The sequence below is a fragment of the Duganella sp. GW821-FHT07G03 genome (genome assembly GCF_059418605.1).
The window spans coordinates 1-11604 of the sequence record NZ_JBWKQE010000048.1; the positions used below are offsets into that span (position 1 = coordinate 1).

An 11604-nucleotide genomic window follows, 5' to 3' on the forward strand; every position below is an offset into this window, starting at 1 on the left:
TACAACGGTCATTAAATCTCCTTGATGGCGGCAGTGTCCTGCCAAATGACCGTTTACACAATATTATTTACACCCTCTGGAATCAACCAGGATCATGGTCAGTCCTCATTTCATTGAGATCGCCATCCCAAATCATTTTGCCACGGCAGAGTCGGATCTGTTCCTGTGCATGCAGGCGTATCAACGTGCGCAGCGCGAGTTCTATCGTTTGCTGCTCACTTTTTAGACCCGATACCTGCAGCGCCTGTCGCATTAACGTTTCGTTGATATGAATGTCGGGTCGCATGATGTCTCCTCAGAGTCCTCATTCATTCTAGCGCGGCTACTTCCTCGCCACCAGCAGTCCGACGATGACGCCCAGCGCCGCGCCCAAGCCCACCGATTTCCACGGATTATCCCGCACATAAACGTTGGCCGACTCGGCTGCGCCACGGCTGTGGGCGATCAGGCTGTCTTCCAGTTTGCGCAGGTCGGTCTTGGCGGTGCGCAGCGTGTCGTCGAAGCGGGCGCGGGTTTCGGAGTTGGGCGCGGGCTCTTTGGCGGCGTCCTTCAACCAGTCCTCGGCTTCGCCGATGGCGTGCTTCAGTTCGTCCATCAGCTTGTCGCGCGCGCTGGCGCTGGCGGCCTGGTTGTCGGCGATGCCTTTGCCGTTCTGTTGTGTCTGATCCATGATGACCTCATCGAATGTCTGGGTGGCAGGGGATAGCCATTGTAGGCAGCGCAGGCGTGGTCGCCTTGCGCTGCCTCAATCGTGTCACCGCAGCGCGTAGTCCAGCGCCACGCCCGCGAACACGGCCGCGCCCAGCCAGTTGTTGTGGCGGAAGGCGTAGAAGCAGGCGTCGCGTTCGCGGCCGCGGATCAGCGTGTAGTGATAGCAGGCGATGCCCGCCGCCACCGCCACGCCGCCGGCGAACCAGACGCCCATGCCCAACTGCCAGCCGCAGGCCAGCAGCAGGCCCAGGTGCACGGCGTAGCACAGCATCACCGCCGCCACGTCGTAGCGGCCGAAGGTGATGGCCGAGGTCTTGATGCCGATCTTCAGGTCGTCGTCGCGGTCGACCATCGCGTACTCGGTGTCGTAGGCCACGGCCCAGAACACGTTACCGAGCAACAGCACCCACGCCACCAGCGGCACCGTGTCCTGGATCGCGGCAAACGCCATCGGGATGCCGAAGCCGAAGGCGATGCCCAGGTAGGCTTGCGGTATCGCGAAGAAGCGCTTGAAGTAAGGGTAGGTGCCGGCGATGACGACGGCCGCCACCGACAGCTGCCTGGTCAGCGCGTTCAGCGGCAGGATCAGGCAGAACGACAGCACCGCCAGCGCGCCGGCGATGGCCAGCGCTTCCTTGCCGCTGATGCGGCCGCTGGTGATGGGGCGCTGCGCCGTGCGTTTGACGAATTTGTCGATATCCTGGTCGGCGTAGTCGTTCATCGCGCAGCCGGCCGAGCGCATCAGCAGCGTGCCGAGCGAGAAGATCAGCACCAGCGTCAGGCTGGGCTTGCCGTTGGACGCCAGCCACAGCGCGCACAGCGTCGGCCACAGCAGCAGCAAGGTGCCGATCGGTTTGTCCAGCCTGACCAGGCGAAAATAGAGCTCCAGCTTGTTCATGGATAGTGCCGCTTGAAGGGAAAGATCAGGATTATCGCAAATCCTGGCGCGACCGGCGTAGTGGCTGTTTTAATCGCCGGCGCAGAGGGTGGTGATGCCCGGCAGGTTGCAGGCTGCTACCACTTCGCACACGGCATCAATGGCGGCCTTGCGGGTGAAGCTTTTACGCCACACGATGACCACGCGACGCGACGGCTGCTGCCCCTCGAACGGGCGGAATTGCAACATGCCTTCCTTGGTGTCCATGTCCGGCACCGAGGCGCGCGGCAGCACGGTCAGGCCGATGCCGCTGGCCACCATGTGACGAATGGTTTCCAGCGACGAGCCCTCGAAGGTGCGCTGCATGCCATTGCCCGGCGCGGAGAAACGCGCCATCTCGGGACATACTTCCAGTACCTGATCGCGGAAGCAGTGTCCGTTACCAAGCAGCAGCATGTTTTCGGTTTTCAGGTCGTCGGCGGGTATGCTGCGGCGCTTGGTCCACGGGTGCTGGGCCGGCATCGCCACCACGAACGGTTCGTCGTACAGGGCCTGCATCGCCATGCCGTGCTCGGGCAACGGCAACGCCATGATGGCGGCGTCCAGCTCGCCCTGGCGCAGCATCTCGATCAGGCGCACGGTGAAGTTTTCCTGCAGGATGAACGGCATCTGCGGGACTTTGGCTATCATGCCCTTGACCAGCGGCGGCAGCAGGTAGGGGCCGATGGTGTAGATCACGCCCAGGCGCAGCGGGCCGGCCAGCGGGTCCTTGTTCTGCTTGGCGAGTTCCTTGATGGCGGCGGTCTGTTCCAGCACGCGCTCGGCCTGGGCGACGATTTGCGCGCCCAGCGGGGTGACCGAGATTTCAGCGCCGCCCCGTTCAAACAGGACCACGCCCAGTTCATCTTCCAGTTTCTTGATGGCGACCGAAAGCGTCGGCTGCGCGACGTAACAGGCTTCGGCCGCATGTCCGAAGTGTTTCGCTCTTGCAACGGCGACGATGTATTTCAGTTCGGTCAGTGTCATAAATGTATTTGAACACAGGCAATGCTGGGATGCAATAATTAGAAAAGGTATTGTAGCGAATGCTGTCGATATAATGCAGTGTATGTTGGTACTACCCATCGAAAGGCAAGCATGTCCTCCACATTTGGTCCAGAAGAAGCGCAAGCCTATCTGCACAAGCTGCTCAAGGTGATGCACCACACCGGCGGTTCGGATTTGTTCATTTCCGCCGATTTCCCGCCAAGTATGAAGTCCCAGGGCGCGATGAAGCCCCTGAGCCAGCAGAAGCTGACCGGCAGCGTGACCCGCGCGCTGGCGCTGTCCATCATGAACGACAAGCAGAAGCGCGAGTTCGAGGCCGAGCTGGAATGCAACTTTGCGATCTCCCTGCCGGACGTCTGCCGCTTCCGCGTCAACGTCTTCGTGCAGCAGCAGAACGTGGCCATGGTGATACGGACCATCGCCTCGGAAATCCCGAATTTCGAAAAGCTGGACCTGCCCGAGGTGCTGAAGGAAGTCATCATGACCAAGCGCGGGCTGGTGCTGGTGGTGGGCGGCACCGGTTCCGGCAAGTCGACCACGCTGGCGGCGATGATCGACTACCGCAACGCCAATTCGGCCGGCCACATCATCACGGTGGAAGACCCGGTCGAGTACGTGCACAAGAACAAGGGCTGCCTGATCACGCACCGCGAGGTGGGCGTCGACACGCTGTCCTGGCACAACGCGCTGAAGAACACGCTGCGCCAGGCGCCGGACGTGATCCTGATCGGCGAGATCCGCGACACCGAGACCATGGAGCACGCGATCGCGTTCGCCGAGACCGGCCACCTGTGCCTGGGCACGCTGCACGCGAACAACTCCAACCAGACCATGGACCGCATCATCAACTTCTTCCCGGAAGAGCGGCGCAACCAGCTGCTGATGGATCTGTCGTCCAACCTGCGCGCCATCGTCTCGCAGCGGCTGGTGCGCACCGAGGACGGCAAGGGCCGCAAGGCGGCGATTGAAATCCTGCTCAACACGCCGACCATCGCCGAGATGATCTTCAAGGGGAATTTCCAGGCAATCAAGGAAATCATGCACAAATCGCGCGAGCTCGGCATGTGCACTTTCGACCAGGCGCTGTACGAACTCTATAATAAGGGCTATATCGCCTACGAAGAGGCGATCCGCAACGCCGACTCGGCCAACGGCCTGCGCTTGCAGATCAAGCTGCGCGGCGACCGCAAGGAGCCGGGCGACAGCAGTCCGAGCACCGCCGATTCGCTCAGCATGCAGATCGACGAAGAGCCGGAAGACGAAGAAACCAAATAACCGAAGAACTTATGCCTCAATTTGAAACCAAGATCTGCACCCGTGAACAACTGGCCGCGCGCGTCGCCGCGCTGCCCAAGCCGGTGGTGCTGACCAACGGCGTGTTCGACATCCTGCACCGCGGCCACGTGACCTACCTGGCGCAGGCGCGCGCGCTGGGCGCCTCGCTGGTGGTGGCCGCCAATACCGACGCCTCCGTCAAACGCCTGGGCAAGGGCGACGACCGTCCGCTCAACAACTGCGCCGACCGCATGGCCGTGCTGGCCGCGCTGGAGGCGGTGAGCCTGGTGGTGGACTTCGACGAAGACACCGCGCTGGAAGTGGTGCGGCAGGCGCGGCCGGAAATCTACGCCAAGGGCGGCGACTACCAGATGGACGCCATCCCGGAAGGCCAGGCCGTGCTGGCTTACGGCGGCCAGGCCATCGCCATCGACTTCGAGCACGACCGCTCGACCACCAAGCTGTTGACCAAGGTGCGCGCCCAGCGTCCTTGATATGCGCATCCTGATTGCCGTGTTCGCGGCGCTGGTGTTCCTCGGCGTGTTGTGGGGCCCCGCGTTCGCGATCGCGCTGCGTTACTGGCGGCGCGGCGACGGACGCGCCTTCCGCCAGCTGCGCTTCCTGTATCCGGCGCAGCTGATCGCCACCGTGTCGCTGGCCTTCGCCGCCGACCTGCTGGGCCTGCGCAATCCGGCCGCGCTGGCGGCCGCCAGCACCGTGTGCGTGAGCGCGGCCGGCGCCGGCGTGCTGGCGCTGCTGCTGTGGTTCTCCCTCCGTTCCAATCGCGCGCGGGCTGACAGGGCCTGAAAAAACTCCTAGACTGAAGCTCCAAAAATCTTTCGGGGAGGACGTCATGGAACTGCATCTGCAATCGCATCGTTGGCAGGCGCGCCTGCCGGACTGGGCCGCCGCAGCGGTCGCGGGTTTCGGTGCCGGCGGCGTGTTGATGCTGCTCGAACTCAGCTGGTCCGCCATCACCAACGCCGCCGATCCCTGGCTGGCCACGCACATGATCGCCGCACTGGTGATGAGCTGGGACGTGCTGCAAACCAGCGGCTACAGCCTGGGCGTGACGGTCGCCGCATTGCTGGTGCATTACGCGCTGGGTGTGGCGTTCGGCGTCATGCTGGCCGCCATCATCGCGCCGTTCCGCCTCGATTCCAGCGTCGCCCTGGCGCTCGCGACCGGAGCGGCGTTCGGACTTCTGCTGTATGTGCTGAACTTTTACGGCATGGCCGGTGTCTATACATGGTTCGTAGCGCTGCGAGGCTGGCCGACAGCCATTGCCCACGTCATCTTCGGGATGACCGCAGCCTTCATTTATCTCAAGCTGGAACGGCCGAGCAGGCCACGTTAGCTTTTGGAAGGCACCATGGCGTTGGCACTGATACTGATCTTGATCGTGGTTGGCGCCCTGGAATTTCATTATATGAGTCCGTGGTGGCTCACGCCCATCGCCTCCAACTGGCAACAGATGGACGACGCCTTGCTGCTGACCTTTGTCTTCACCGGCGTGGCGTTTGTCGTCATCAACCTGTTCGTGGCCTATGCGGTGGTGACGTTCAGGCACCAGGACGGCGTGCGCGCGGCGGCCACACACGGCAACACGCGGCTGGAGTGGTGGCTGGTCGGCGCCACCACGGTGGCCATCGTCGCGCTGCTGGCGCCGGGCTTGTCGGTGTACGCCAAGCTGATCGATCCGCCGCCCGACGCCATGGTGTTCGAGGTGCTGGGCCAGCAATGGCAATGGCATTACCGCCTGCCGGGCAAGGACGGCAAGCTGGGCAGCACCGACATGCGCTTCATCAGCAACGCCAATCCCTACGGCATGAATCCGGCCGATCCCGGCGGCCAGGACGATCTGCTGGTGCAAGGGCAGGAGGTGCACATCCCGGTTGGGCGGCCGGTGCGCGTGCTGTTGCGCGCGCAGGACGTGCTGCATGACTTTTATGTGCCGGAGTTCCGCACGCGGATGAACATGGTGCCGGGCATGGTGACGTCGTTCTGGTTCACGCCGTCTCGGGTCGGCAGGTTCGAGGTCATGTGCGCGCAGCTGTGCGGCATCGGCCATTTCAATATGCGCAGCTATGTCGTGGTGGACGACGGGCCGGCCTACCAGGCGTGGCTGGCGGCGCAGCCGACCTTTGCCGCCACGACAGCGGCCGTGGCCGGCGGCGAGGAACCGGGCAAGCAGGGACGCCTGCTGGCGCAGTCGCGCGGCTGCGCGGCCTGCCACAGCGTCGACGGCAACGCGGGCGTGGGGCCGACGTGGAAAGGGCTGTTCGGCAAGACCGAGACCATGAACGACGGCGCCGCCGTGCATGTGGACGAGGCATATCTGCGCGAATCGATCACCAGTCCCGCCGCGCGCATCGTCAAGGGCTATCAGCCCATCATGCCGGCGCAGCAGCTGAGCCCGACCGAAGTGGCGCAGCTGGTCGATTACATCAAGACCATCAAATAGGGAGGCGGGTATGGGCTACGGCGGCGAGCATCCTCACAGTTTCTGGACCCGCTACGTGTGGAGCCAGGACCACAAAGTGATCGCGATCCAGTACACCATCACGGCGCTGGTGATCGGGCTGGTGGGGCTGGTGCTGTCGGACCTGATGCGCTTGCAGCTGGGCTTTCCCGGCAAGTTCGCCTTTATCGACGCCAGCCGCTACTACCAGTTCATGACCATGCACGGCATGATCATGGTGGTGTACCTGTTGACGGCGCTGTTCCTGGGCGGCTTCGGCAACTACCTGATCCCGCTGATGGTGGGCGCGCGCGACATGGTGTTTCCCTTCCTGAACATGCTCAGCTACTGGTTCTACCTGCTGGCCGTGCTGATCCTGGCGGCCAGCTTCTTCGTGCCCGGCGGGCCGACCGGCGCCGGCTGGACGCTGTATCCGCCGCAGGCGATACTGCCGGGTACGCCGGGTACGGAGTGGGGCATCATCGTGATGCTGGTGTCGCTGCTGGTGTTTATCGCCGCCGCCACCATGGGCGGCTTGAACTACGTCACCACCGTGCTGCAGGCGCGCACGCAGGGCATGACCTTGATGCGCATGCCGCTGACGGTGTGGGGCATCTTCACCGCGACCATCCTGGCGCTGCTGGCGTTCCCGGCGCTGTTTGTCAGCGGCGTCATGATGCTGCTCGATAAAACGCTGGGCACCAGTTTCTTCATGCCGGCGGTGGTGTCGATGGGGCAGCACCTGCCGCACCAGGGCGGCAGCCCGCTGCTGTTCCAGCACCTGTTCTGGTTCTTTGGCCACCCGGAGGTCTACATCGTGGCCTTGCCGGCGTTCGGCATCATTTCCGACCTGATCAGCGTGCATGCGCGCAAGCAGATCTTCGGCTACAAGATGATGGTGTGGGCCATCGTGGTGATTGGCGCGCTGAGTTTTGTCGTCTGGGCGCACCACATGTATGTGAGTGGCATGCATCCGTATTTCGGCTTCTTCTTCGCCACCACCACGCTGATCATCGCCGTGCCGACCGCGCTCAAGGTCTACAACTGGACGCTGACCTTGTGGCGCGGCGATATACACCTGACCGTGCCGATGCTGTTTGCCGTCGGCTTCATCAGCACCTTCGTCATCGGCGGGCTGACCGGGCTGTTCCTGGGGAATGTCAGCGTTGATATTCCGCTGTCGAACACTTATTTTGTGGTCGCCCATTTCCACATGGTGATGGGCGTGTCGCCGGTGCTGGCGGTGTTTGGCGGGCTCTATCACTGGTTTCCCAAGGTGAGCGGGCGCATGTACGACGTGATGCTGGGGCGTCTGCATTTCTGGATCACCTTCGTCGGCACCTATCTGATTTTCTTCCCGATGCATTACCTGGGCTTGCTGGGCATGCCGCGACGCTACTACGCCTATGACCATTACGCCTTCATCCCGGAATCGGCGCAGTCGCTGAACGCCTTCATCACCATCGTCGCCTTGTTTGTCGGCGTATCGCAATTGTTGTTCGTTTTGAACCTGTGCTGGAGCACCTTCCGGGGCCGCGAGGCCGGCGGCAACCCCTGGCGCGCGGCCAGCCTGGAGTGGCACACGCCGCAGACGCCGCCGGTGCACGGCAACTGGGGCGAGAAGACGCCGGTGGTGTATCGCGGCGCCTACGAATATGGCCAACAGGACGGCGACAGCGACTATGTGTCGCAAGACCAGCCGCCGGCCGATGCGGCGGTCCGGCGGTTGGTGCCGGTACCGGAGGCGCCATGAATCCCAGTCTCTACCTGGTGAGCAACCGCGCCGACATGCTCAGGCGGCGCACCGGCCTGTGGGTGTTCATGGGCGTGATCGGCATGCTGTTCTTCCTGTTCAGCAGTGCTTACCTGATGCGCATGGCGGCGCCTGATTGGCGGCCGCTGCCATTCGTTCCCGTGCAGCTGTGGCTGAGCACGGCATTGCTGGCAGGCGCCAGCGTGGCCTGGCAGCGCGCTTGGCATGCCGCGCGCGGCCATGACACGCTGGCGGTGCGGACGGCGTACGCCGCGGCCTGTATCAGCTCGCTGGCCTTCCTGGCGTCGCAGCTGTGGGCGTGGCAGACGATGGACGCGGCCCATCTGACGCTCGATGCCAATCCTGCCAACAGTTTCTTCTACCTGATCACCGGCTTGCACGGCCTGCACGTGCTCGGTGGATTGGTGGTGGCCGCCTGGGCGCACCGCGACCTCGGGCGCGACAGCGTGACGCTCCAGCTGTGTGCGCGCTACTGGCACTTCCTGCTGGGCTTGTGGCTGGCCATGTTCGGCCTGCTGTTCGGCGTGACGCCGGCGCTGGTGAATCAACTCTGCGGAGGCGGGCCATGAGCAAACCCAACGACACAGCGGGCTGGCAGGGCATGGTGGCGGACTGGTCGGGCGACCGCGCCGCCTTCCGTGTCCCGTGGGGCAAGGCGATGATGTGGATCTTCCTGCTCAGCGACACCTTCATCTTCGGCAGCTTCCTCACCGGCTACATGTCGGTGCGCATCTCTGCCACGGCGGCCTGGCCCAATCCCAGCGAGGTGTTTGCGCTGACGATAGGCGGCACCAAGCTGCCGTTGATACTGATCGCCATCATGACCTTTGTGCTGATCACCAGCAGCGGCACGATGGCGATGGCGGTCAACTACGCCTACCGTCGCGAGCGCGCCCGCTGTTCGGCGCTGATGCTGCTGACCGCCGCGCTCGGTGCGACCTTCGTCAGCATGCAAGCCTTCGAGTGGAGCAAGCTGATCGCGGAAGGCGTGCGGCCGTGGGTCAATCCCGACGGCGCGGCGCAGTTCGGCGCCTGCTTCTTCATGATCACCGGCTTCCACGGCCTGCATGTGACGGCCGGCGTGATCTACCTGAGCATCGTCGCGCGCCGCGTGCGGCGCGGCTACTACGAGCGCGGCGGCAACTACGACATCGTCGAGATCGCCGGTCTGTACTGGCACTTCGTCGACCTCGTGTGGGTATTCATCTTCGCGCTGTTTTATCTTTGGTAGGGGCCGCCATGGAAGCCACCACCCATCCGATCGGCTTGTACCTGAAGGTCTGGCTGCTGCTGTTCGTGCTCAGCACGTTCTCCTACCTGGTTGATTTCTTCCACGCCGAAAGCTATCTGCGCTGGACGCTGATCCTGCTGTTGATGATGGCCAAGGCCGGGCTGATCGTCGCCGTGTTCATGCATCTGCGCTGGGAGCGCGCGGCGCTGATCTACGTGGTGCTGGCGCCGCCGCTGTGCCTGCTGGTGCTGGCGCTGCTGATGTGGATGGAGGCGGACTACACTTTCTTCACCCGCATGCTGTACTTCCGTTGATGGTGGAGGCTGCTACACTGTAGCCACCATGCCGACCGAACTCGACCTCCGCAGCTACGTCGCCGAACCCTTGTCCGGCGTGCACAGCTTCGCCCAGCTGGTGCTGCCGATTAAGGGCAGGGTGCTCATGGATATCAAGGGTTCCGGCGCCGTGGTCCATCCGCAGCGCGCCGCGTTCGTCGAACCTGGCCTGGTGCACGCGGCGTCGGCCAGCGGGCCGAACCAATCGCTGATCCTGGATTTCGACCTGGCCGCCGTGCCGCAGGCCACCGCCGCCAAACTGTCCGAACGGCCATATGCTCCCATCAGCGCGCCGGCCGCCAAGCTGATCGACTTTATCGGCCTGTTGCGCGCCCAGTCCGGCGCCAGCGAGGCGACGCTGAGCCACTGGATGCCGCTGCTGCTGGAAACGCTGGCACAGCAGGAAATCCGCCCAGCCTCGCGCCTGCTGGCCGCGCTGGGCCAGATCGAAGCCCACCCCGGCCAGCCGTGGAATACCGGGACCATGGCCAAGGCCGCGCACATGAGTGTGAGCAGCCTGCACCGCGCCTTCCGCGACGAGCTGCAAACCACACCGCTGGCCTGGCTGACCGAGATGCGCCTGCGCTGGGCCTGCCGCCAACTGGCGCAAACCGAGCTGCCCATCGCCCGGCTAGCGACGCTGGCCGGTTACGCCGACCAGAGCGCGTTGACGCATGCGATGCGGCGTGCGATGGATGTCACGCCGCTGGCCTACCGCAAGCGCGAACGGCAGAACCAGACAAAAACCTGACAGCCACGCACAATCCCTGAGCCCCGGCCCGCGCCGACAATGACCGCTTCAATGACAGGAGGCGGTATGTGGTATGGCGTGTTGTGCGGCCTGGCGGCCGGCTCGATGTGGGGCATGGTGTTTGTGCTGCCGAAGTGGCTGGCGGAGTTCTCCCCGTTCGAGCTGATGTTCGGACGCTACGTGGCCTACGCGTTGATTTCGCTGGCGCTGCTGGCGCCGCGCCTCGGCGGCCTGTTGCGCCGGCTGACGCGCGCCGACTATTGGATACTGCTGCGCTACGCCTTGGCCGGCAACGTCGTCTACTACCTGCTGCTGTCGTGCGGCGTGCAACTGGCCGGCGTGTCGGCCGCTTCCTTGATCATCGGCCTGCTGCCTTTGACGATTTCCATGCTGGGCCAGCGCGACCACGGCTCGCTGCCGCTGCGCGTGCTGGCCTGGCCGCTGGCGCTGGTGGCGGTGGGCATGGTGTGCATCAACGTCGAAGTCTTCGCCAGCCCGCCTGGCCATGCCGCATGGCCGACCGTGGCGACCGGCATGTTGTGCGCCGTTGGCGCGCTGCTCAGCTGGACCTGGTATGCCGTCGACAACACGCGCTTCCTGAAGCGCAACCCGCGTTTCAGCAGCGGCGACTGGTCCGGCCTGTTCGGCATCGCCAGCGGACTGGTGGCACTGGCGATGGGGTTGGCGATGTTTTGCATCAATGGCGCGGAGCAAGCCACAGCGCCGCCCCGCGACTGGTTGCGTTTCTGGGGCCTGACCACGCTGGTGGCCGCCGGCGCCTCGGTGATCGGCAACCAGCTATGGAATATGGCCTGCCGCCGCGTACCGGTGACCTTGTCCGGGCAACTGCTGCTGTTCGAAATCCTGTTCGCCATGTTGTATGGCTACCTCTATCAGCATCAAGCCCCGCGCCTGCTGGAGGTGATGGCCATCGTGCTGCTGATTGCCGGCGTGGCGTGGTCGGTATGGCTGCACGCGGAACCGCAGCCCGCTCGCCGAACCACTGGGGTCAAGTCTGACATTCGGACACGGGCTGAGCTATAACCCTTGCATACGGCTGAACTTGTGTCCGAATGTCAGACTTGACCCTGAACCTTCCCCTCAAATTTCTTGTAAACATTTGAGGAAGCTGTTAACTTTCT

15 protein-coding genes are annotated in these 11604 nt (G+C 63.8%); 11 read left to right on the forward strand and 4 right to left on the reverse strand.

Features of this window, described 5'->3' with window-relative positions; all coding sequences use genetic code 11:
* Positions 1-82 precede the first annotated feature (82 nt).
* The 4 genes from AC07OK_RS30500 to AC07OK_RS30515 form a co-directional block, all read right to left on the reverse strand.
* A complete protein-coding gene (locus tag AC07OK_RS30500; RefSeq protein ID WP_494693797.1) occupies positions 83-286 on the reverse strand; it encodes a type II toxin-antitoxin system VapB family antitoxin in 204 nt (67 codons plus the stop codon).
* Positions 287-322: 36 nt separating this feature from the next.
* Complete coding sequence (locus tag AC07OK_RS30505; protein WP_494693798.1) at positions 323-670, reverse strand: ElaB/YgaM/YqjD family protein; 348 nt, start codon at positions 668-670, stop codon at positions 323-325.
* 84 nt (positions 671-754) lie between these two features.
* Positions 755-1609, reverse strand: coding sequence for a 4-hydroxybenzoate octaprenyltransferase (ubiA, locus tag AC07OK_RS30510; protein ID WP_494693799.1), 855 nt, complete (start codon positions 1607-1609; stop codon positions 755-757).
* A 69-nt stretch (positions 1610-1678) separates the two neighbouring features.
* A complete protein-coding gene (locus AC07OK_RS30515; protein WP_494693800.1) occupies positions 1679-2614 on the reverse strand; it encodes a hydrogen peroxide-inducible genes activator in 936 nt (311 codons plus the stop codon).
* A gap of 111 nt (positions 2615-2725) precedes the next feature.
* Between AC07OK_RS30515 and AC07OK_RS30520 the strand changes: the two genes are divergently transcribed.
* The 11 genes from AC07OK_RS30520 to AC07OK_RS30570 all read left to right on the forward strand — a co-directional run bounded on the left by AC07OK_RS30520 (position 2726) and on the right by AC07OK_RS30570 (position 11506).
* Complete coding sequence (locus AC07OK_RS30520) at positions 2726-3910, forward strand: PilT/PilU family type 4a pilus ATPase (RefSeq protein ID WP_494693801.1); 1185 nt, start codon at positions 2726-2728, stop codon at positions 3908-3910.
* Between the two features lie 11 nt (positions 3911-3921).
* Entirely contained in the window at positions 3922-4404 is a 483-nt protein-coding gene (gene rfaE2 / locus AC07OK_RS30525) for a D-glycero-beta-D-manno-heptose 1-phosphate adenylyltransferase (RefSeq protein WP_494693802.1), read from the forward strand.
* A 1-nt stretch (position 4405) separates the two neighbouring features.
* Entirely contained in the window at positions 4406-4717 is a 312-nt protein-coding gene (locus tag AC07OK_RS30530) for a hypothetical protein (protein ID WP_494693803.1), read from the forward strand.
* 46 nt (positions 4718-4763) lie between these two features.
* Positions 4764-5267, forward strand: coding sequence for a hypothetical protein (locus tag AC07OK_RS30535; protein WP_494693804.1), 504 nt, complete (start codon positions 4764-4766; stop codon positions 5265-5267).
* Between the two features lie 15 nt (positions 5268-5282).
* Positions 5283-6374 carry a c-type cytochrome gene (locus AC07OK_RS30540; RefSeq protein ID WP_494693805.1) on the forward strand — a complete coding sequence of 364 codons (1092 nt, stop codon included), beginning with the start codon at positions 5283-5285 and terminating at the stop codon, positions 6372-6374.
* Positions 6375-6384: 10 nt separating this feature from the next.
* Positions 6385-8124 carry a cytochrome c oxidase subunit I gene (ctaD, locus tag AC07OK_RS30545; protein WP_494693806.1) on the forward strand — a complete coding sequence of 580 codons (1740 nt, stop codon included), beginning with the start codon at positions 6385-6387 and terminating at the stop codon, positions 8122-8124.
* Positions 8121-8714, forward strand: a complete 594-nt coding sequence (locus AC07OK_RS30550) for a cytochrome c oxidase subunit 3 (RefSeq protein ID WP_494693807.1) — start codon at positions 8121-8123, stop codon at positions 8712-8714. The genes ctaD and AC07OK_RS30550 overlap by 4 nt, the downstream gene beginning before the upstream one ends.
* The gene (locus AC07OK_RS30555) at positions 8711-9376 is read left to right on the forward strand and encodes a heme-copper oxidase subunit III family protein (RefSeq protein ID WP_494693808.1); all 666 of its coding nucleotides are present in this window, start codon (positions 8711-8713) and stop codon (positions 9374-9376) included. The genes AC07OK_RS30550 and AC07OK_RS30555 overlap by 4 nt, the downstream gene beginning before the upstream one ends.
* 8 nt (positions 9377-9384) lie before the next feature.
* Positions 9385-9690, forward strand: a complete 306-nt coding sequence (locus AC07OK_RS30560) for a cytochrome C oxidase subunit IV family protein (RefSeq protein ID WP_494693809.1) — start codon at positions 9385-9387, stop codon at positions 9688-9690.
* Positions 9691-9718: 28 nt separating this feature from the next.
* Positions 9719-10462, forward strand: coding sequence for a helix-turn-helix domain-containing protein (locus AC07OK_RS30565; protein WP_494693810.1), 744 nt, complete (start codon positions 9719-9721; stop codon positions 10460-10462).
* Between the two features lie 66 nt (positions 10463-10528).
* Positions 10529-11506: a DMT family transporter gene (locus AC07OK_RS30570; protein WP_494693811.1), complete on the forward strand. Its 978-nt coding sequence runs from the start codon at positions 10529-10531 to the stop codon at positions 11504-11506.
* Positions 11507-11604 lie beyond the last annotated feature (98 nt).